22 protein-coding genes are annotated in these 21,052 nt (G+C 56.1%); 11 read left to right on the forward strand and 11 right to left on the reverse strand.

The annotated features are described in order from the left end of the window. Positions 1-13 precede the first annotated feature (13 nt). From ACQY4Z_RS16540 to ACQY4Z_RS16575, 8 genes are all read right to left on the reverse strand, one after another. The gene (locus ACQY4Z_RS16540) at positions 14-1,249 is read right to left on the reverse strand and encodes an NAD(P)/FAD-dependent oxidoreductase (RefSeq protein ID WP_428523040.1); all 1,236 of its coding nucleotides are present in this window, start codon (positions 1,247-1,249) and stop codon (positions 14-16) included. Between the two features lie 66 nt (positions 1,250-1,315). Beyond that, complete coding sequence (locus ACQY4Z_RS16545) at positions 1,316-2,746, reverse strand: aldehyde dehydrogenase family protein (protein WP_306147576.1); 1,431 nt, start codon at positions 2,744-2,746, stop codon at positions 1,316-1,318. Positions 2,747-2,760: 14 nt separating this feature from the next. Further along, complete coding sequence (locus tag ACQY4Z_RS16550) at positions 2,761-3,693, reverse strand: proline racemase family protein (protein WP_428523042.1); 933 nt, start codon at positions 3,691-3,693, stop codon at positions 2,761-2,763. Next, positions 3,684-4,643: a dihydrodipicolinate synthase family protein gene (locus ACQY4Z_RS16555; protein ID WP_428523044.1), complete on the reverse strand. Its 960-nt coding sequence runs from the start codon at positions 4,641-4,643 to the stop codon at positions 3,684-3,686. Before ACQY4Z_RS16555 ends, ACQY4Z_RS16550 begins: the two co-directional genes overlap by 10 nt. Positions 4,644-4,727: 84 nt before the next feature. Then, positions 4,728-5,450: an amino acid ABC transporter ATP-binding protein gene (locus tag ACQY4Z_RS16560; protein ID WP_428523046.1), complete on the reverse strand. Its 723-nt coding sequence runs from the start codon at positions 5,448-5,450 to the stop codon at positions 4,728-4,730. Next, complete coding sequence (locus tag ACQY4Z_RS16565) at positions 5,447-6,109, reverse strand: amino acid ABC transporter permease (protein WP_428523048.1); 663 nt, start codon at positions 6,107-6,109, stop codon at positions 5,447-5,449. Before ACQY4Z_RS16565 ends, ACQY4Z_RS16560 begins: the two co-directional genes overlap by 4 nt. A 10-nt stretch (positions 6,110-6,119) precedes the next feature. After that, a complete protein-coding gene (locus tag ACQY4Z_RS16570; protein ID WP_428523050.1) occupies positions 6,120-6,782 on the reverse strand; it encodes an amino acid ABC transporter permease in 663 nt (220 codons plus the stop codon). 152 nt (positions 6,783-6,934) lie between these two features. Further along, positions 6,935-7,735, reverse strand: a complete 801-nt coding sequence (locus tag ACQY4Z_RS16575) for a transporter substrate-binding domain-containing protein (RefSeq protein WP_428523052.1) — start codon at positions 7,733-7,735, stop codon at positions 6,935-6,937. A 153-nt stretch (positions 7,736-7,888) separates the two neighbouring features. Between ACQY4Z_RS16575 and ACQY4Z_RS16580 the strand changes: the two genes are divergently transcribed. Both ACQY4Z_RS16580 and ACQY4Z_RS16585 read left to right on the forward strand, forming a co-directional pair. After that, a complete protein-coding gene (locus tag ACQY4Z_RS16580) occupies positions 7,889-8,548 on the forward strand; it encodes a GntR family transcriptional regulator (RefSeq protein ID WP_428523054.1) in 660 nt (219 codons plus the stop codon). Positions 8,549-8,663: 115 nt separating this feature from the next. Continuing rightward, positions 8,664-9,314 carry a peroxiredoxin gene (locus ACQY4Z_RS16585; protein WP_428523056.1) on the forward strand — a complete coding sequence of 217 codons (651 nt, stop codon included), beginning with the start codon at positions 8,664-8,666 and terminating at the stop codon, positions 9,312-9,314. Positions 9,315-9,409: 95 nt separating this feature from the next. Here ACQY4Z_RS16585 and ACQY4Z_RS16590 read toward each other — a convergent pair whose 3' ends face one another. Continuing rightward, a complete protein-coding gene (locus tag ACQY4Z_RS16590) occupies positions 9,410-9,931 on the reverse strand; it encodes a CBS domain-containing protein (RefSeq protein WP_133951880.1) in 522 nt (173 codons plus the stop codon). 84 nt (positions 9,932-10,015) lie between these two features. On the opposite strand from ACQY4Z_RS16590, the gene ACQY4Z_RS16595 reads away from it, so the two are divergent. Further along, positions 10,016-10,192: a hypothetical protein gene (locus ACQY4Z_RS16595; protein ID WP_209174591.1), complete on the forward strand. Its 177-nt coding sequence runs from the start codon at positions 10,016-10,018 to the stop codon at positions 10,190-10,192. Positions 10,193-10,219: 27 nt separating this feature from the next. Here the strand turns inward: ACQY4Z_RS16595 and nqrM are convergent, their stop codons facing one another. Both nqrM and ACQY4Z_RS16605 read right to left on the reverse strand, forming a co-directional pair. Continuing rightward, positions 10,220-10,450: a (Na+)-NQR maturation NqrM gene (gene nqrM, locus ACQY4Z_RS16600; protein ID WP_428523059.1), complete on the reverse strand. Its 231-nt coding sequence runs from the start codon at positions 10,448-10,450 to the stop codon at positions 10,220-10,222. Between the two features lie 24 nt (positions 10,451-10,474). After that, the gene (locus ACQY4Z_RS16605; RefSeq protein ID WP_428529588.1) at positions 10,475-11,515 is read right to left on the reverse strand and encodes an FAD:protein FMN transferase; all 1,041 of its coding nucleotides are present in this window, start codon (positions 11,513-11,515) and stop codon (positions 10,475-10,477) included. A 163-nt stretch (positions 11,516-11,678) separates the two neighbouring features. On the opposite strand from ACQY4Z_RS16605, the gene ACQY4Z_RS16610 reads away from it, so the two are divergent. From ACQY4Z_RS16610 to xsc, 8 genes are all read left to right on the forward strand, one after another. Continuing rightward, positions 11,679-13,022 carry a Na(+)-translocating NADH-quinone reductase subunit A gene (locus tag ACQY4Z_RS16610; RefSeq protein ID WP_428523061.1) on the forward strand — a complete coding sequence of 448 codons (1,344 nt, stop codon included), beginning with the start codon at positions 11,679-11,681 and terminating at the stop codon, positions 13,020-13,022. 3 nt (positions 13,023-13,025) lie between these two features. After that, positions 13,026-14,225 (forward strand): NADH:ubiquinone reductase (Na(+)-transporting) subunit B, encoded by a 1,200-nt coding sequence (locus tag ACQY4Z_RS16615; RefSeq protein ID WP_428523063.1) that lies wholly within the window; start codon positions 13,026-13,028, stop codon positions 14,223-14,225. Beyond that, positions 14,218-15,024, forward strand: a complete 807-nt coding sequence (locus ACQY4Z_RS16620) for a Na(+)-translocating NADH-quinone reductase subunit C (protein ID WP_428523065.1) — start codon at positions 14,218-14,220, stop codon at positions 15,022-15,024. The genes ACQY4Z_RS16615 and ACQY4Z_RS16620 overlap by 8 nt, the downstream gene beginning before the upstream one ends. Then, the gene (locus tag ACQY4Z_RS16625; protein WP_055670668.1) at positions 15,024-15,677 is read left to right on the forward strand and encodes an NADH:ubiquinone reductase (Na(+)-transporting) subunit D; all 654 of its coding nucleotides are present in this window, start codon (positions 15,024-15,026) and stop codon (positions 15,675-15,677) included. The genes ACQY4Z_RS16620 and ACQY4Z_RS16625 overlap by 1 nt, the downstream gene beginning before the upstream one ends. Beyond that, on the forward strand, positions 15,677-16,285 hold the full coding sequence (gene nqrE, locus ACQY4Z_RS16630) for an NADH:ubiquinone reductase (Na(+)-transporting) subunit E (RefSeq protein ID WP_008195880.1): 609 nt from the start codon (positions 15,677-15,679) through the stop codon (positions 16,283-16,285). Before ACQY4Z_RS16625 ends, nqrE begins: the two co-directional genes overlap by 1 nt. 12 nt (positions 16,286-16,297) lie before the next feature. Then, positions 16,298-17,518, forward strand: coding sequence for an NADH:ubiquinone reductase (Na(+)-transporting) subunit F (gene nqrF / locus ACQY4Z_RS16635; RefSeq protein ID WP_428523068.1), 1,221 nt, complete (start codon positions 16,298-16,300; stop codon positions 17,516-17,518). 150 nt (positions 17,519-17,668) lie between these two features. Beyond that, entirely contained in the window at positions 17,669-19,138 is a 1,470-nt protein-coding gene (locus tag ACQY4Z_RS16640) for a PLP-dependent aminotransferase family protein (protein ID WP_428523070.1), read from the forward strand. Positions 19,139-19,276: 138 nt separating this feature from the next. Next, entirely contained in the window at positions 19,277-21,046 is a 1,770-nt protein-coding gene (gene xsc, locus ACQY4Z_RS16645; protein ID WP_428523072.1) for a sulfoacetaldehyde acetyltransferase, read from the forward strand. The last annotated feature ends 6 nt before the right edge of the window (positions 21,047-21,052 follow it).

Below are 21,052 nucleotides of genomic sequence, written 5' to 3' on the forward strand. Positions count from 1 at the left end.
CCGATGAAGGGGTTCAAAAGCGGTCTGGCGAATACGCCGCAATATCGATTGGTGGTCGTGTTTTGTTTGCAAGCGCACGGACCAGTTCGGCGGTGCCGGCTGATTGGGTCAGTCCGAGATGGCCGTGCCCGAAGGCGTAGATGATCCGTTTGTCTTTCGATGAGGGCCCGATCACCGGAAGGCTGTCCGGTAAGGAAGGGCGAAAACCCATCCATTGGTGTCCGGTTTTCTTATCGAGCTCGGGTAAAAAGGATCTTGCCTTCTTAAGAAGGATCTCGGCCCGCTTGTAGTTGGCGGGAAGCTTCAAGCCGCCCAATTCAACTGCCCCGCCGACCCGGATGCCGTCGTTAGTGCGGGTGACGACAAAGCCATGGCCCGGGAAGGTGAGGTGCGTCTTCAGATCGAAGTCAGTTGCCGGAAGTGTTGTGTTGTAACCGCGCTCGGTTTCCAGCGGGATTGTGTCGCCGAGCGTCTTGGCCAATTGGTGCGACCAGGCACCGGCAGCAACAATCACCTGCGACGCGAAGTGGGTCCCATTTACTGATTGGATCTCAACCCCGTTGCCCGTTGACCGGAGCTGCGTTGCATTTGCTTCGATCACGTTTCCGCCGCGCGAGCGGAAGGCAGCCGTCAAATGGGAAAGCCAGGCCGCTGGATCACAGGTGTTGATCCAATCCGGCGTGAAGCCGGCGAAAGAAAAGCGACTATCGATGCCGGGCTGAATGTCCGCGATCTCTTCCGCGGACTTTAGAAGCGTGAAATTGACCCCATGTTTCCGGCGCAACTCCCAATCGGGCAAACTAGCCTGAAACTCCTGTTCACTCTCGTAAAGCTGCAACTGGCCGTCTCTGCGGATCAGCTCGTCAGCTGAAGTGTCGCTGATCAGTCTTTCCAGCGCGCTCTGCGACAGCTTCATCAAACTGGCCTGTGCCGCGAGGCTTTTCTTATACCTGTCGGGCATGCTGGCCCGCCAGAAGCGAACCAGCCAGGGAAGGATATTGAACGCATAAGCAGGGGGAACGGACAAAGGTCCCAAGGGATCCAGTAGCCACTTGGGCGCCTTGCGCATGATGCCAGGCGCGGCAAGCGGCATGATGTCCGCAAAGGCAAAAGCACCGGCGTTCATGTCCGAGGCTCTTGGACTGCTGTCTTGCCGGTCGAGGACGGTCACCTTGCAGCCGTCCGCCTGAAGGGCGAGGGCTGCGGAGATGCCGATAACGCCGGCTCCGATGACAATCACGTCTTGCACGTTGGGATCCACTTGAAACTTGAGTGGCTGTCCCGCCGGGCGGTCATTGGCGGGACAGGAACAGGCTTATGGGAGGGTGTACGCAGTCTTAACCGTCGTATAGAATTCCGCGGCGTAGCGTCCCTGCTCGCGGGAGCCAAAGCTGGAGCCTTTCGTTCCGCCAAACGGAACGTGGTAGTCGACGCCAGCGGTTGGAAGATTGACCATCACCATTCCGGCTTGGGCATTCCTTTTGAAATGTTGCGCGTGTTTCAGCGAGGTGGTGCAGATGCCTGCGCTGAGACCGAATTCCGTATCATTGGCGGTGGCAAGGGCTTCGTCATAGTCCTTGACCCTGATGACGGACGCGACCGGCCCAAACACTTCCTCACGGTTGATCCGCATGGCGTTGGTGGTTTCCGTGATCAAGGCCGGAGCCATAAAGAAACCACTTGTGGCGAGCTTCAGTTGTTGGCCGCCCAGAACCTTGCCACCTTCGTTGCCCGCGATGTCGACATAGGAAAGGTTCTGCTCGAGCTGACGTTGATCGACCACGGGGCCCATCTGTATGCCGGATTCTAAGGCATGACCGACCTTGAGCGCCATCATCCGATCGTAGAGCGTTGCCACAAACTGATCGTGGATCTTCTCCGTTACGATCAACCGGGAGCCAGCGGTGCAGCGCTGACCAGTGGAGAAGAAAGCACCATTCAAGCAGGCATCGACGGCAAGTTCCAAATCTGCGTCGTCTAGAACCACCATCGGGTTCTTGCCACCCATTTCCAGCTGAACCTTTTTTAGGTTTGCTCCGCAGGCCGCAGCGATCCCGCGGCCCGTCGGCACCGAGCCGGTGAAGGAAATCGCGTTGACCTTGTCGCTGTCGATCATGCGCGGGCCGAGTTCCGAGCCCCGGCCCATGACCAAGTTTACGACACCAACTGGCAAGCCGGATCGGGAAATGATCTCGACCAGCGCATGGGCGCATCCAGGCACCAGTTCCGCCGGTTTCAAGATGACGGTGTTGCCGTAGCAAAGCGCCGGTGCGAGCTTCCAGGCTGGAATGGCGATCGGAAAATTCCATGGTGTGATCAATCCGATGACGCCGACCGGTGCGCGGGTGATATCGATCTCCACGCCAGGCCGGACAGAATCGAGCCGGTCACCCGTTTGGCGAAGCGCTTCGCCGGCAAAGAACTTGAAGATCTGGCCCGCACGCGCGGCTTCACCAATACCCTCTGGCAGTGTCTTGCCTTCCTCCCTGGAAAGCAACGTGCCGAGCTCTTCCTTGCGCGCCAGAATTTCCGTTCCGATGAAATCGAGCACGTCGAAACGTTGCTGTGGCGTGGACGCAGCCCACTCTGGAGCTGCTGCATGCGCTGCGCCGATGGCCTTGTCGAGATCCGCCACAGTCCCCTTCGCTGCATGGCCAAGAATGTCGGTCGTGTCCGACGGGTTCACGTTGGGAGTGCTCTCGGCTGTCGCTAGCCATGCTCCACCGATAAAGTTATTATAATCCATGAGGTTGTCCAATTTTAGGGCCGGATCCCGAAGCGGTAGGGATCGGCAGGATTGAAAATCAGGTGCGCGTCGGAGGTGACAAAGGCCTGTCCGGTGATCGTTGGAATGACGCCTTTGCTGGTGCCCGGTTGGTAGCTGATCCGGTAAGTGCTGCCGATGACACTTTCCTGAATCCAGTCTTCTCCAGGTGCAAGCACACCGTCTTCTGCAAGACAGGCAAGTTTGGCAGAACATCCCGTGCCGCAGGGGGAGCGGTCATAAGCACCGCCGGGGCACAGCACGAAATTTCTGCTCTGTGCGGTTGGACCTTTCGGTGGTCCGAAGAGTTCGATGTGATCAATCCAGGCACCACCCGTACCTGTTACGCCCGCATTTTCGAGCGCTTGCCGGATGCTCTTTGTGTAGGCCGTCAGGGCCGAAACGTTGTCCAGTGTGAGCTCAATCGGGCTGTCCTTGACGAGAAAGAACCAGTTCCCGCCCCAGGCAACATCTCCGGTAACTTTGCCCTGGCCCGGAACGTCAACCGAAATGCCCTTGTGAAGGCGATAGCTTTCAACGTTCACCACGGACACGGTGTTGGCGTCCTGGAGATCCACGTCCACGATGCCAACCGGTGTCTCAAACTTGTGCCGGCCGGGTGCAATCCGGCCCATGTGCGCCAGTGTTGCCGCAAGGCCAATGGTCGCGTGTCCGCACATGCCAAGGTTTTGCAGGTTGTTGAAATAGATCACGGCCGCGGTGCAATCCGGCTGGCTCGGCGGCAGTAGCAAGGCGCCAATGATCGCATCATGGCCGCGCGGCTCGAGCACGATGGAAGCGCAGAAATCCATATGCTCGGCTTCCAGCCGGGCAGCCTTTTCGGTCAGGGAACCGGACCCAAGATCCGGACCTCCATCCACCACCAGCCGGGTTGGTTCGCCTGCGGTATGGCTGTCGATTACGCGCATTCCGCTAGCACTCCGCCTTGTCCACACCAGTCGGCATACCAGGCTTTGAAAAGCTGATATTGTGCTTCGATGTAACCGCGTTGTGCATCCGTCAGAGCGTCGGTTTCATTGAAATGCAGCCGGTATTCGTCTTCGCCGTTCAGCACCATCAGGTGCTTGTAGTAGAGCACAAGATCCGGCCCTTCATCGAAGCTGGAAAGGACACCAAGCGCTTCTTCCAGTTCTTTCGCGCGGGTCCGCGCTTCGGCGTTTCCTTCCGCTGCTTTTTTGCAGAGAGCCACAAGATGCAGAACGGCATCCGGAAGGGCATTGCCAATGCCGGTGATGGCTCCGGTTGCACCGCAATTGACGAAGCCGTGGTAGACAGCTGTGTCGACCCCCACCATCAAAGTTACATCAGCGTCCTGGGACGTGATGTTTTCCGCCGCATAGCGCAGGTCATCGTGACCGCCGAATTCCTTGAAGCCGATCAGGCTCGGGAACTCCTTGCGCAATTCAAAGAACAGATCGGCGCGGGTCGCAAAACCATAATAGGGGCTGTTGTAGATGACGGCCGGAAGGTTTGGCGCAGCAGACAAGATAGCGCTGAAATGGTTGCGCTGGGCAATCGGAGAAATGCCGCGGGACAGGACCCGTGGGATCACCATCAAGCCATGGGCCCCGACCTTTGCCGCGTGGGCCGCATGGGCCACTGCGGATTTGGTGTTGACCGCACCTGTTCCGACGATTGTCGGTACGCCGGCCTTGACGAGGCGCTCAACGCCTTCCATCCGTTCTACATCAGTCAAAAGCGGCCAATCGCCCATGGAGCCGCAGTAAACGACTGCTGACATGCCCTTTGTAATTAGTTCTTGTCCCTTTTTGACCAAGGCATCGAAGTCCGGTGTCCGGTCTGCGTTGCAAGGGGTCATCAGTGCGGGAATGGTGCCTGAAAAGATGTTTGAGGACATTGCCTTCTCCTTTGGAGTCGAGCCGGACGGCCGCCGGAAATTCTGAGCGTAAACCGTTGGGGCCGAATTTTGAAACAGTGCTGTTTAGCGGACGTTGGACAGGAACTTGCGCGTGTGCTCGGACTGCGGATCACCAAAGACCTGACCTGGAGGGCCAATCTCTTCCATGACGCCGTGATGAAAATAGGCGACCCGATCGGAGACATCACGCGCGAAGCCCATTTCGTGGGTCACGCAGATCATCGTCATGCCTTCTTCGGCGAGCAGGCGCATGGTATCGAGAACTTCGCCAACCAGTTCCGGATCGAGTGCCGATGTAGCCTCATCGAACAACATGTAGGTTGGTTCCATCGCAAGGGCGCGTGCGATGGCGAGCCGCTGCTGCTGCCCGCCCGATAATGCATTCGGATAGACATTGAGCTTGTCTGCCAATCCAACATGTTTAAGCTGCTGTTCGGCAATTCCTTGGGCATCCGTCCGCGACTTGCCTTTTACAATCCGAGGCGACAGAGCGACATTTTCCAGCGCTGTTAGATGCGGGAAGCTGTTCCATTGCTGAAACACCATGCCGAGTTTCTGGCGCAGTTTGTTGATGTCGGTCGCTTTGTCATGGACATCGGTTCCGTCGACAACAACAGATCCTTTTTGGATTGGTTCGAGGCCATTGATGCAATAGAGCAGCGTCGATTTGCCGGAGCCTGATGCTCCAATGACAGACAAAACTTCGCCCTTTGCAACGTCAATGTCGATGCCTTTGAGGACCTGAAGCGCGCCGAAGTATTTCTCAAGACCGCGAATCTCGATCATTGGGCCCACCTTTTTTCCAGTTGTGCGGCATAGCGCGAGATCGGATAGGACAGCGCGAAGTAGAACGCGCCAGCGATAGCGAGGATCAGGAAGGGTTCCTGTGTCCTTGTGATGAGGATCTGGCTGGCTTTCAGGAGTTCGACATAGCCAAGGACAGAGACCAACGCGCTGTCCTTCATCACACCGAGAGCAACACCTACCCACGAGGGGAAAACGGCACGGCCACCGATCGGGAGAACCACATGGCGCATGTCCTGCCAGTAGCTCATGCCGAGTGAACGGGCCGCCCGGCGCATCGGTTTTCCGACGGCCTCGATGCCGCCGCGGGCAACGTTCGCAACAAGCGACGCCGTGTAGATCGTCAACACGGCAACGCCGGAACCGAACGGACCAAAATCCAGTCCGATGATCGGAGCGAAATTGTAGAAGAGAACCAGCTGGATGATCAGTGGAATGGAGCGGAAGATATCAAGAACCGGGGCGAGGGTGACAGCGCCGAGGAATTTCGTCTCGTAGAGGATCCAGCCGAAGAGAATTCCAAGAACCGTGCCGGCGGATATCGAGACTGCGGAAATCCAGAGGGTCCGGAGGGCTGCTTCGCCCAGGAACCACAGGTCGTTGATACCAAAACCACTGAAGAAACTTATGGATTGTTGCATATCAGCCTCCTCAGTACCGGAACAAACGCCAGGCGAGGAGCCGGGATGCCCCGAGGATGACCTTGACGATCAAGTAGTAGATGATCGCGGTCACGGCGAAATATTCGAAGATGCGGAAGGTCCGGCTGGCGAAGAATTGGGTTTCGCCGCTTAGCTCACGAAAACCGACAAGCATGCCGAGCGAAGACATCAACACAGCCCAGACCAGCTGGTTGGTGAGCGGGTGGTACACGATGCGGAACACTTGCGGGATGATGATCCGGGTGTAGGCCTGCCAAGCGGACATGCCGAGACTGCGCGCCGCGCGCAGTTGCGTGTCGGGGACCGACTGAAACCCGCCGCGAAAATTCTCAGCAAGGTATCCGGCGCAATTGAAGCTGAGACCGGCCAGAACGATGGTGAACGGCGACAGGTGCAAACCGAACGCGCCAAGCCCGAACCCGAAAAAGAACAGTTGGAACAGGGCAGGGGTGTTGCGGGCCAACTCGATCCACGCCGATGCGAACCAATGAAGCGGTCCGTGCAAGTGCAGGCGAATGAGCGCCAAGGCAAGGCCGATGATGATGCCGATGATCATCGAAAGCGTGGCGACTTGCAGCGTGAGCAGGCCCGCTTCCAGAAGATCGGGCAGGCTTTTCATCACCGGCCGCCAATGGAAATTGTAGTCAAACATTCTCAGGATGCTCCGGCAGAACCAGCGCAAAGTGGGCTGGTGTTCTGCGGATTGAGGTTTTGCGAAGCGATCGGGTCAAAGGCCGCGAGTGCTTTCTGGAACAAGGTTGCAGGGCATGCCGCGGTGGGAGAGGCGGTATGCCCTACAGGGCGTCAGTACATGACGCCCGGGATGCGCAGTTCAGGCGCTTCACCGCCGACATATTTGCCCCAGAGCTCCTCATAACGGCCGGAGCGGACTTGGTGCGTGACAAAGAGGTTGAGGAAGTTCAGCCAGGTCACGTCTTCGCGCTTGCCGACAACCGATGTGTAGTCTGTGGTCCAGGGCATGCGCGGCCCCGCAAGAACGGTGTCATATTGTTCGGTGATTGGCTTTACGGCCGTATTTGTCGTGATGCCAATGTCAGCCTTGCCCTGTGCGACGGCGAGGAAGACTTCGTTTTCGGACTGATAGCCCTGGTAGAGGTGCTCTTCACCCCATTCCTCTGCGATTTTCAGCCATTCTTGTTCCGGGACGGTGCCGATGGCACCCGCAACACGCTTGCCACGGATATCTTCAAAGGATTCGATGCCGCTGTCAGTGTTGACGACGCCTTGCGCGTAGTAGATCGCGTAGGGAATTGTGAAGCCAACGGTGCGTGCGCGCGCCAAACTGTCGGATGTTGCCCCAAAGACAACATCGGCCCGGCCCGTCACGATAACTGGCAGGCGCTCGGCCCAGGTGACCGGATAAATGGTTGCCTCGACCTCTAGCGCGGCGGCGAGGTCTTTGCAGTAGTCGACGTCAAAGCCAGCTGGTTCGTTGTTTGCGTCCCGATACCCGATTGGCGGAAAGTCGAGCACAACGCCGCAGCGCAGCTCCCCGCGATCGACGACATCATCGAGCGTATCTGCCTGGGTTGGAAGCGCGGCTGCGAGTGAGAACAGCGCGGCGGCCGTGAAATTCCTGAACATGATTTTCCCCTCTTCTTTTCGAAGATTTTTGGTCAGCGCCAAATTGATAATCCAAATTGGATCCAATATTCAATATAAAATATTCAAAAAAGTTCCTGCTGTACCGGGCCGGGGCGTTCGATTAAAAAAGGCAGGGAATGGAGAGGCGTTGGTATGAAACTGAAATCAATGGATATTTCCGCCACAGCATCGGCCTCGTCGATTGTCTTTGATGCTTTGCGGAATGCCATTATCGAAGGGCAGCTCGAAGAGGGTGAACCCCTTCGCCAGGATGAAATCGCGCGCCTTTTCAACACGAGCCGGATCCCTGTCCGCGAAGCGATCTCACGTCTTGAGGAACAGGGCCTGGTCAAAACGCAGCGCTACAAAGGTGCGGTGGTGGCTGGTTTGTCGCCGGAGGAGGTCGAAGAAATCTTCAACCTTCGAGCACTTGTGGAACCCGAGATCATCAAGAACGCTGTGCCGAGGATGTCCAAAGAAGTGCTGGACCAAGCGCGCGCGAAGTGTTCCGCATTTTCAGAGTCCAAAGACCCGATGGAATGGGGCAACCTGAACAGAGATTTTCATGAGACGCTCTATAGCGCGAGCAATCTCAGTTACTTCCTGGAAGTTGCCGGAAATGCGATCGATCGGGTTGAGCGGCAGATCCGGGCTCAACTTGTCATGAGCAATGGGATGGAGCGAGCCGGCCGGGAGCATTTCGCCATTCTTGATGCTTGTGAGAGCGGTGAGGCTGACACGGCGGCCGAGTTGACCAAGGCTCATATCGAGGGTGCGAAAAAGTCGCTGCTTCAGTTTTTGCCGAAAGCTTGAAGCCATCTCATTGTTCTGTTTGTCTTCCCGCTTACATAGGCGTAACACAGAGCGGCCTCAGCCCCGTCTCGCTGATGGCTATGTTTTAGTTTTCTGCTGAAAGGACACCTTTGTCATGTCACTTCGTATCAATGATGTTGTTCCGAATTTCACCGCTGAAACGGATCAGGGGCAAATCACATTTCACGACTGGATTGGCGACAGCTGGGCTATCCTTTTCAGCCACCCGAAAGACTTTACACCGGTTTGCACCACTGAATTTGGTGCTGTAGCGCAGCTGGCGGCTGAGTGGGAAAAGCGTGGCACGAAGGTCATCGGTGTTTCCGTGGACAGTGCGGAAGATCACAAGAAATGGAAGACGGATATTGAGAAAGTCGGCGGCGCGGCCGCCGGCTTCCCGATTATTGCCGATGAAGGTCTGGCAGTCTCGAAAGCGTTCGATATGCTGCCGGCTGAAGCTTACCTGCCGGATGGCCGGACACCGGCTGACAGCGCAACTGTGCGCTCCGTTTTCATTATCGGTCCGGACAAGCAGTTGAAGCTGTCCATGACCTATCCGATGACTGTCGGCCGGAACTTTGCCGAAGTTCTGCGCGCGCTCGACGCGCTACAAACGTCTGCGAAAGGTGTTGCTACGCCGGCGAATTGGGAAGTTGGCCAGGATGTAATCATTCCGCCGAGCGTGAGCGATGAAGACGCGAAGGCAAAGTTCGGTACGTTTGATGCGGTTCTGCCTTACCTGCGTAAAATTAAAATGCCGGCCTAAGCCGGTTCGAAAGCTCTGACAGAATCGAGAGCTTGTTCATTCGACAGATCAGCCTCGCGGGACTTGACGTCCCCGCGAGGCCTTTTTCAAGAGCGTTAGCCGACGATCAGCTGCTTGAGCTGAAGTGATTCGTACTCAAGTTCCTGCAGCCGGTAATTGACCACATCGCCGATCGTCACGATCCCGACGACAATATCGCCGTTGACCACCGGCATGTGCCGGAATTTGCCTTTGGTCATGGTTTGAAGAACTGAAATCAATCGGTCTTCCGGGGAGCAGGTTTTTACGTCCCGGGTCATGATGTCTTCGACTTTCTGCGAAAGTGTTTGACCGGGTGTCTCTGCAAGACGCCGCACGATGTCCCGTTCAGACAAGATGCCTTGGAGCTTTCCGGCAGCATCTTTGACGATCAAGGCGCCAATCCGCTTTTCTTTCAGCTGTACAACAGCTTCATGAAGTGTGTTTTGGGGCCTCAGGGAAAATACGTCCTTGCCTTTGGACTCCAAAATCTTGCCGACGGTCGCGGTTTCTGCCGACGCATTGGTTACAGGGGTCTGGCTGTGTGTCTTTTCTTGAATCTTGTCTTTTCGGCTCGGGGCCTGATAAGAGCTCGGCATGAATATCGCTCCCTGTTGCTATGTCCAAGTATGACATGGACGAACAGCTTACCCGAAACTCAGCGGTTTAAGGAACTCTAGAAATTGGCTGACTTCACGCTTACGCCGCTGGTCGCGACGATCATCTTCGTCATCGCGTGCTTTTCCGGGTACCAATATCGGCGGGTTTGGGTGAAGGAAGGACCGAGCTGGCAGTTGTGGGCCTACGGTCTTGCTGCCGGTGGATGTTTGGCGTTGGTCGCCTTTATTCCGGTACAGTAGATCATGGGCACCGGCGGAATCTGCCGGTTAGCCTTCCATTTCAGCAAGTTGCTTGCGCGCGCGTGGGCACTGCAGGCGGTCGCGGAGCGGGCTATCCGGATCGATTTCCTTTTTGCAGACCATGCAATGGTCTGCGCCGGAAATTGCATTCAATCCACCGCAGCTTCCCTTGATTGTTCTGCCAGAAAAAATCACGCCTATCGCCATACCAAGGATGATGGTCAAGAACAGCGCGAAAGCCAGAACAAACGTTTCCACGATGGACACCCTTTGATTCGGTTATCAGGCCTGAAGTTGCTTGAACTTGTCGCTGGCGACTGAGGCGAAGCCGTTTTCCGCATCGGTGCTGCGATCAATGAACAGAACAGCAATATCACGTTGATTCGCGATTTCCAAACCACGCTCGGTTCCGAGCACCAACATGGCGGTGGACCAGGCGTCCGCAAGCATTGTGTTTTCAGCAAGTACCGTTGCGGATGCCGTCTTGTGGGTGATCGGTGCTCCGGTGTGCGCATCGATGATGTGGGAGAACCGCTCGCCGTCGCGTTCAAAATAGTTTCTGTAGTCGCCGGATGTCGCCATGCCCATGTTGGTGACGCTGGCTACCTGGTATGCGGAACGGGTGTAAGCGGTCGGCGTTTCGATTCCGATTTGCCAATCCATGCTGTCAGCGTTGCGCCCGGAAACATAGAGGTCGCCGCCGATTTCGACCATGAAATCGCTGATGCCAAAGGAGGCAACAACCTTGGCCATCTGGTCGACGCCGAACCCCTTGCCGATGGATGGCAGGTAGATTTCGGCTTCCGGATGGCTCTTGCTGATTTGCGTTCCGTCAACTTTGAGGCCATCTGTTTGGCCGGAAACTTTGCGCGCGGCTGCCAAAGCGTTTGCTTCAGCTGTTGCCGGGCGGCCTCCGCCTTTGGAACCAAATCCCCAGGCTTCGATTACTGGGCCAAGTGTGATGTCGAACTGGCCGGCACTGGCAGCGTTGATCTCACGAGAAACGCGGACAACTTCCGCAAATCCTTCGGAGACTGTGACCGGCGCGGTGGAGCGAAACGCATTGAAGCGTGAAACTTCCGAGGATGCGTCCCAGTTGGACATTTGGGCATTGACCTGAGCCAAGCTTGCCTCCAACGCTTTCTTAAGCGCTGCCGGGTCAACATTCCGATTATGATCAACCCCGGTAACTGTGTAGTTGGTTCCCATCGTGGAGCCGGAAAGCTCAACGACATCCGATCCACCTTTACAGGCCGCCAAGGTCAGCGACATCAGGATGAAGCTGCGCCGGGAAAATACGATATTGTTTGGCACGGTATGCATCTCCGATTGATCATGTGCGAAAAGTGTCGCGCGTTCTGCGGCGCTTTTCATTGGTTTTCAGGACCGATTCAACAAAAAAATGGACGACTAGGGCAAAAAAATGCTTTTTCAACTCGTGAAAACATAGCATATGGCGCCCTAACGAATTCTGGAGGCCGGATGCGTGCAAAGTTTTAAGCTGAAAAAAGGTCTTGATCTACCCATCACGGGAGCGCCGGTTCAAGAAATTGACGCAAAGGACAAGATCCAGAACGCTGCAGTCATTGCGGCAGACTATATCGGATTGAAGCCTCGTCTGCTCGTTCAAGAAGGTGACGCGGTCGGGGCGGGTGCGCCTGTTTTCTTCCACAAGGACACGCCTGACGTCATGGTCACGGCTCCGGTTTCTGGCCGGGTGAAGGCAGTTAACCGCGGTGCACGCCGTATTCTCATCAGCGTCGAAATCGAAGTTGATGAGACAGCTGCCGGTCCGGTTGACTTCTCAGACATTGGTGATGCCGCAACGCCGGAAGGTCTGACAGAACGTCTGTGTGCATCCGGGCTTTGGACATCATTCCGCACGCGTCCCTATTCGAAAGTTCCTGACCCGGAATCGCGTCCTGCTGCCATTTTCGTGACAGCCATGGACACGGAGCCATTGACCGCCGATCCGACGATCGTGATCGCGGACCAGGCTGAAGCGTTTGAAAAAGGCCTTGCCGCGGTTGCAACGTTAAGTTCGGGCAAGACCTATCTGTGCTGTGAAACCGGAGCCAACATTCCGGGCCTCACGATGCCAGGCATCGAAGTCGCCGGGTTTTCCGGCCCGCATCCCGCCGGACTTGCAGGAACGCATATTCACTTCTTGGACACGGCAAGCGCAGAAAAGACGGTCTGGACCATTGGATACCAGGACGTCATCGCGATCGGACGTCTTCTGGAAACCGGTAAGCTGGACTCCTCCAGAATCATTGCCTTGTCGGGACCGCTGTGCACCAGGCCACGTTTGATCCGCACTATCTCCGGTGCTTCAATGACCGAATTGAGTAACGGTGAAATTTCAGGCGATGTTCCGGTTCGAATGATCTCCGGATCGGTGCTGAGCGGCCGACTGGGGGAGGGCGTAAGTGCCTATCTAGGACGCTATACACGGCAGATGACCCTGATTGAGGAAGATCACAAACAGATCCCGATGGGCTGGATCCGGCCAATGCCGTCCAAGTTTGCACTCCAACCTGTCTTGGGCTCAGCTTTCTCAAAGAAACTCTACGCATTGACGTCCAATTTGAACGGTGGACGGCGCGCTATGGTGCCCATTGGCACCTTTGAGGAATTGATGCCGCAGGATTTTCTACCCACCCAGCTTTTGCGTTCCCTGCTGGTTATGGATACAGATCAGGCACAGGCCCTTGGGGCGCTGGAACTGGATGAAGAAGATTTGGGTCTGGTGGGCTTTGCTTGTCCAGCCAAGTATGAATATGGCATGGCGCTTCGCGATTGCCTCACCAAAATCGAAAAGGAGGGCTAGGCCTTGGGTCTGCGCAACTTCTTCGACCGCATCGAGCCAAATTTCGTCAAGGGCGGCAAGTACGAGAAATTCTTCCCCATTTATGAAATGGTAGAGAGCTTTCTCTATACCCCAAAGACCGTAACGACAGCCGCGCCGCACGCGCGCTCCTACATCGATATGAAGCGGATCATGACCTACGTGGTCATCGCGACGATCCCTTGTATTCTGGTGGGTCTTTACAACGTCGGCTTCCAGGTCAATTCAGCAATTGCCACATATGGGGCATCTGGCTGGCGTGCATGGATCATTGAGGCGCTGGGGATCGGGTTCAACCCTGCCAACCCGCTTGCCAATATCCTGCATGGGGCACTCTATTTCCTCCCGATTTACATTACGACGCTGGTCGTCGGCGGCATTTGCGAAGTGATCTTTGCAACGGTGCGCGGTCACGAAGTGAACGAGGGATTCCTCGTGACTTCCATGCTTTATGCGCTGATCTTGCCGCCGTCTGCACCGCTGTGGCAGGTCGCACTGGGCATCGCCTTTGGTGTTGTGATCGGCAAAGAGGTTTTCGGTGGAACAGGCAAGAACTTTCTGAACCCGGCGCTGACAGGCCGCGCATTCCTGTACTTTGCGTACCCGGCGCAAATGTCCGGCGACACCATCTGGACACCGGTTGATGGGTTCTCGGGTGCGACCGCTTTGTCGGTTGGTGCATCGGACGGTTACCAGCAGTTGGCAGCTCACGGGGTGAGCTGGATGGATGCGTTCCTCGGCACGATACAGGGCAGCATCGGTGAGGTCTCGGCATTGGCGTGCTTCATCGGACTTGGCTTCCTTTTGATCACAAAGATCGCCAACTGGCGGTTGGTGGTCGGCTGCCTGGTTGGTATGATCGCATTCTCGACGCTGCTCAATCTGATTGGCTCCGACACCAACCCGATGTTTGCAATGCCTTGGTATTGGCATCTGGTGATTGGCGGCTACGCGTTTGGTTTGGCCTTCATGGTCACAGAGCCGGTTTCAGCGTCGCACACCAATCTTGGCCGCTACATCTATGGTGCCTTGATCGGTGTGATGGTTGTGATGATCCGCGTTATCAATCCAGCCTTCCCGGAAGGAATGATGCTGGCGATTTTGTTCGGTAACGTTTTTGCACCGCTGATCGATTATTTCGTAGTGCAGGCAAACATCAAGCGCAGGGCGAAGCGACATGCCTGAAGATAAAGAAAACAAAGGCTTCATCCGCCGGTTCCTTGATCTGCCGGTGGATTCTGTCCCGAAGACCATCTTCGTGGCCGTGTCGATCTGTCTGGTGGCGTCCATGGTGGTGTCTGCGGCGGCTGTCTCTCTGCGCCCTCTGCAGGAAGTCAACAAACTGAAGGATAAGCAGATCAATATCCTTCAGGTTGCCGGTCTTTACGAACCCGGGTCGAATGTCGCTGAGGCATTTGAGGTGTTTGAGCCGCAGGTTCTTGAGATTGCGACCGGAAAATTCACCGACAAGTTTGATCCGGCAACCTTCGATGATCGCGCTGCAGCAGATGATCCGGAAACCTCGATTGCTTTGACGGACGACCCGGCTTCCATTGGACGGCAATCAAAATACGTCACTGTTTATCTGCTGCGGAATGACGATGGCAGTCTCGACAAAGTCATTCTGCCGATCCATGGCTACGGACTTTGGTCTACGCTCTACGGGTTCATTGCCCTGGAAGAAAACGGCAATGACATCTTTGGTCTCCAGTTCTACAGCCACGGTGAGACCCCGGGCCTCGGAGCCGAGGTTGATAACCCGCGCTGGAAATCGCAGTGGAACGGCAAGAAACTTTCCGATGACAGTGGAGATCTGCTGATCACTGTCGCCAAGACCGTTCCGCCACAAGGCGAAGAGTATCATGTCGATGCGCTGGCAGGCGCAACTCTGACGACGGTTGGTGTCGACAACCTGGTACGGTTCTGGATGGGCGAGGCCGGATTTGCACCCTTCCTGGAAAATCTGAAAGCAGGAGAGATCTGATGGCGCAAACCAAGAGAAGCATGCTTATCGATCCGCTGGTCGATAACAACCCGATTACCCTTCAGGTTCTCGGGATCTGCTCAGCCCTTGCTGTGACATCTTCGTTGCAGGTGGCGTTTGTCATGTCACTTGCGGTGATATTCGTTACGGCATTCTCCTCAATGTTCATCTCGATGCTGCGCAATCACATTCCAGGAGCCATCCGGATCATTGTGCAGATGGTCATCATTGCATCTCTCGTGATTCTCGTTGATCAGGTGCTGAAGGCGTATCTCTACGAGATTTCGAAAACTCTCTCGGTCTTCGTGGGCCTGATCATCACCAACTGTATTGTGATGGGCCGTGCAGAGGCGTTTGCCATGAAGAACCCGCCGATTGCCTCCTTCATTGACGGTGCAGGCAATGGTCTCGGATATGGCCTTATCCTGATGCTGGTTGGTGTTATTCGCGAGCTGTTCGGTGCCGGCAGCCTGTTTGGGATCACGATTTTCGAGACCGTCAACAACGGTGGTTGGTATGTCCCGAACGGCATGCTGCTTCTGCCGCCATCCGCTTTCTTCATTATCGGCCTTATCATCTGGGCGTTCCGGTCCTGGAAGCCAGAGCAGGTTGAAGAGCGCGAGTACAAGATCCAAACGGTGGATGCGCACTGATGGAACATATGCTTTCACTCGCCGTAAAGGCCATCTTTGTTGAGAACCTGGCGCTGTCCTTCTTCCTGGGCATGTGCACCTTCATCGCTGTTTCGAAGAAGATCTCAACTGCGATTGGCCTTGGAATTTCGGTCATGATCGTTCAGGCGATCACAGTGCCGGCAAACAACCTGATCCTGACCTATCTCCTGGCCCCCGGCGCCTTGGCTTGGGCCGGTTTTAGCAATGTAGATCTGACCTTCCTTGGGCTCATTTCATACATCGGCGTGATTGCAGCTCTGGTTCAGATCCTGGAGATGGTGCTCGATAAGTACTTTCCGCCGCTCTACAACGCGCTTGGCGTCTTCCTGCCGTTGATCACGGTGAACTGTGCGATCCTAGGCGGATCCCTGTTCATGGTGGAGCGGGACTACAATTTCGGCGAATCCGTGACCTACGGTTTGTCTTCCGGCTTTGGCTGGGCTTTGGCGATTACGGCCATGGCTGGTGTGCGGGAGAAGCTGAAATACTCCGATATCCCGGACGGCCTGCAGGGCCTGGGCATCACATTTATCACCGCTGGCTTGATGGCGCTTGCTTTCATGTCCTTCAGCGGCGTCAAACTGTAACGGGAGCGCCCTGTGGCCACATTTGGACTAGGCATACTTCTCTTTACCCTGATCGTTCTGGCGCTGGTCACGATCATTCTCGCCGCCCGCTCGAGGCTGGTGTCGATGGGCAATGTCAACATTTCCATCAACGGCGAGAAGACGATTTCGGTGCCAGCGGGTGGCAAGTTGCTACAGACACTTGCCGAACAAAAACTCTTTGTTCCGTCTGCGTGCGGCGGCGGTGGTACCTGTGCCCAGTGCCGGGTGAAGATCTTTTCCGGCGGCGGTTCAATCCTCCCAACGGAAGAAGGCCACATCACCAAGCGGGAAGCGGCTTGCGGTGACCGCTTGTCCTGTCAGGTTGCCGTCAAGCAGGACATGGAAATCGAGGTTCCTGAAGAGGTCTTCGGCGTCAAAAAATGGCGCTGCAAGGTGCGCTCGAACGACAACGTGGCGACCTTTATCAAGGAACTGGTCCTGGAACTGCCAGAAGGCGAGGACGTTAACTTCCGCGCCGGTGGTTATATCCAAATAGAATGCCCGCCTTATGAGCTTTCCTACAAGGAGTTCGATGTCGGCGAAGAGTACCATGAGGATTGGGACCGCTTCAAAATTTGGGACGTAAGCTCGAAAGTTGCCGAGCCGGTTGAGCGGGCCTACTCCATGGCCAACTATCCGGAAGAAAAGGGCATCGTGATGCTCAACGTCCGGATTGCGTCGCCACCTCCCGGGTCCCAGGGAATTCCAGCCGGCAAGATGTCTTCGTACATCTTCAACTTGAAGCCGGGCGACGAAGTCACGATCTCAGGCCCGTTTGGTGAGTTCTTTGCGCGCGACACCAAGAAGGAAATGGTTTTCGTTGGCGGTGGTGCCGGCATGGCGCCGATGCGCTCGCATATTTTCGATCAACTGCGCCGGATCAAAACTAATCGAAAGGTCACTTTCTGGTACGGCGCGCGCTCCAAGCGTGAAATGTTTTATGTCGAAGACTTCGACATGTTGGAACGTGAGAACGAGAACTTTGAGTGGCATGTGGCACTGTCTGACGCGTTGCCGGAAGACGACTGGAAAGGCTACACCGGGTTCATTCACAATGTGCTCTACGACGAGTACCTGAAAGACCACCCGGCGCCTGAGGACTGTGAGTTCTACATGTGTGGTCCTCCCATCATGAACCAGTCTGTCATCAACATGCTGCTCGATCTTGGCGTTGATCGCGAAGACATCATGTTGGACGATTTCGGCGGTTAACCCGTCAGAAAACCAAGATTTACTTCGGGCCCTGTTTCGGTGTGCGGCATGGATCGCACTCACTGAAGCAGGGCTCGATGCTTTTTTGCTCAGAAGGTGTTGGACAATTGCCGCTTTGATGACAGTCTGTCGGTCCAGTTGATATCTACAATGGATCCAGACGTGGCGATCAAATCCGAACAGTTTCATTTGGACCCCAAGTTTGAAGGCACCCTCCAGCAACAGATCCAGCACCTGGTCAGCCAAGGCGTGTTGTCGGGCCGGTTCCTTCCCGGTGAACGTATGCCGTCCAGCCGGAAGCTGGCTGAGTGGCTCGGGGTCAGCCGCATCACGGTCACCCTGGCCTATGCTGAATTGGTCGCCAACGACTACCTGACATCGAGGGGGCGATCGGGTTACTTCGTTTCTGAGAGCGCGCCACCACCACCGATGCTCAATCAGTCGGAGGGAGATCGGCAGGACGCGGTGGCCTGGGACGAAATGGTCAGCTCCCGGTATTCCTACCGCTCCAGCCTGGTGCGTCCATCGGATTGGCGCGATTACCCGTACCCCTTCATTTATGGCCAGCCGGATGCGCGCCTGTTCGATCATGATAACTGGCGCCGGTGTGCATTGGAGGCGTTGGGCCGGAAGAACTTTGAGAGCATGACGGCCGATCCGTATGAACAGGACGACCCCAAACTGATCGAATACATCGTGAGAAACATTTTGCCGCGCCGCGGGATTTCCGCGCAGCAAGATGAAATCCTTGTGACGATGGGGGCGCAGAATGCGCTGTGGCTTTGTGCTCAGGTCTTGTTGAACAAGGATCGCGTCGCGGCCATCGAAAACCCATGTTATCCGGGACTACGCGACATTCTCGATCAAACAGGTTGCCAGATTACGGAGGTGCGGGTCGATGACGATGGTCTCCCTCCGGATGACATTCCTGGTAATTGCCAAGTGGTTTTCACCACGGCCAGCCACCAATGCCCGACTAATACAACCATGCCGATTGACCGCCGCCGCGCCTTGCTGAACCGCTCCGTGGAAGAAGGGTTTGTGATCGTAGAGGATGACTACGAATTCGAAATGGCATTCCAAAAAGCGCCGACGCCTGCGCTCAAGTCCCTCGACCGGGCGGGGAGCGTTATTTACGTGGGCTCGTTTTCAAAGTCTTTGTTCCCGGGATTGCGCCTTGGGTATATCGTCGCCGCCAAACCCTTGATCCAGGAAGCACGGTCGCTGCGGGCGTTGGTGCTCAGGCATCCACCCGGTCACATTCAGAGGACGACGGCTTACTTTCTGTCTCTTGGATATCATGATGCCATGGTGAACCGGATGGGGCAGGCTTACCGGCGCAGACGCTCCGTCATGGATAAAGCAATTCGGGACCACGGCCTGCAAATTGCCAGCGGTGGCAGTCATGGTGGATCAAGCTTCTGGATGCGCGCGCCTGAGGGCGTCAACACCAGCGAGTTGGCACTCAAACTTCGCAAGAGTGGGGTCGTGATCGATCAGGGTAGAGCGTTTTTCGGACGCGAAGACGACAATCATCAGTTTTATCGTCTCGCTTATTCATCCATTCCCTCCGCGCGCATTCCGGAGGGGATTCAACGGATCGCGGATGTAATCCGGTAGGGCGATGTCATCGCCTTAGTATCTGGATATACCGAGTGAATTAATCTGGCCCTAAGACCTCTCATCGCAGCGCGGCATGAAATCATTTCCAGTTAATCGTGTACCTGTATAGCGAGCGGGTGAGGGAGTGCGTTTCAAATGAAAATGACGACAGAGGAAGCCTTCGTAAAAGTCCTGCAACGGCATGGGATTGAGCATGCTTTCGGGATTATCGGCTCTGCTTTCATGCCAATCTCCGACCTGTTTCCAAAGGCGGGGATTACGTTCTGGGATTGCGCGCACGAAGGCTCGGGCGGGATGATGGCCGATGGCTATACCCGGGCGACAGGCAAACTCAGCATGATGATTGCCCAGAACGGACCGGGTATCACAAACTTCGTAACGGCAGTGAAAACTGCCTACTGGAACCACACGCCCTTGCTTCTTGTTACGCCGCAGGCCGCCAATAAGACTTTGGGGCAGGGCGGCTTTCAGGAAGTTGAGCAGATGGCTCTGTTCAAGGACATGGTCGCCTATCAAGAAGAGGTCCGCGACGCATCCCGCGTTGCCGAAGTTCTGAACCGTGTCATCCTTCAGGCAAAACGTGCCAGCGCGCCGGCCCAGATCAACATGCCGCGCGATTTCTGGACGCAGGTGATCGATATTGACCTTCCGCCGATTGTGGATTTTGAGCGCCCATCCGGTGGTGATACAGCCATTCAGGAAGCCGCGGACCTGCTCAGCAGCGCCAAGCATCCGGTCATCCTCAACGGTGCCGGCGTTGTTCTGGCCGATGCAATCGACGATACGATCGCACTTGCGGAACGCCTGGATGCGCCTGTGTGTTGCGGCTATCAGCACAATGATGCGTTCCCCGGCTCGCACCGCCTGTTTGCCGGACCACTCGGGTACAACGGTTCAAAGGCCGGCATGGAACTGATCGCCAAGGCCGATGTCGTTCTAGCCCTTGGTACGCGCCTCAATCCGTTCTCGACCTTGCCGGGTTATGGCATCGACTACTGGCCGAAAAATGCCAAGATCATTCAGGTGGATATCAATCCCGATCGGATTGGTCTGACCAAGCCGGTGAGCGTTGGTATTGTCGGAGATGCAAAGAAAGTCTCCCAGTCCCTCCTTTCAAAGCTGGCTCCCAACGCAGGTGATGCCGGGCGGGAGGAGCGCAAGCACGAGATTGCGCAGACGAAATCCCGCTGGGCGCAGCAGCTGTCGTCCATGGACCATGAGGACGACGATCCGGGTACGAGCTGGAACGAGCGCGCTCGTGCCGCAAAGCCGGATTGGCTCAGCCCGCGCAAGGCGTGGCGGGCCATTCAGTCCGCTTTGCCGCGTCAAGCGATCATCAGCTCTGATATTGGCAATAACTGCGCCATCGGTAATGCGTACCCAAGTTTTGAGGAGGGCCGGAAATACCTTGCGCCCGGGTTGTTCGGTCCCTGCGGTTACGGCCTTCCGGCGATCGTTGGTGCAAAAATTGGCTGTCCGGATACCCCGGTGGTTGGGTTTGCGGGCGACGGAGCCTTTGGCATTGCTGTTACAGAGTTGACCGCCATTGGCCGCAGCGAATGGCCGGCAATCACCATGGTTGTCTTCCGCAACTACCAGTGGGGGGCGGAGAAGCGGAACTCCACGCTTTGGTATGACGACAATTTCGTCGGCACCGAACTCGACGACAATGTCAGCTATGCAGCCATTGCAAAGGCGTGCGGCCTTCAAGGTGAAGTTGCCCGCACCATGGACGAGCTGACCGAAAAGCTCGATGCGGCGGTCAAAGACCAGATGGAAAACGGCAAGACCACGCTGGTTGAAGTTCTGATCAATCAGGAACTTGGCGAGCCATTCCGGCGCGATGCCATGAAGAAACCGGTTGTTGTTGCCGGAATCGATCCGGCAGATATGCGGCCGCAGTAAAGTCCT

Source organism: Roseibium sp., from assembly GCF_965276855.1.
Lineage (GTDB): Bacteria > Pseudomonadota > Alphaproteobacteria > Rhizobiales > Stappiaceae > Roseibium.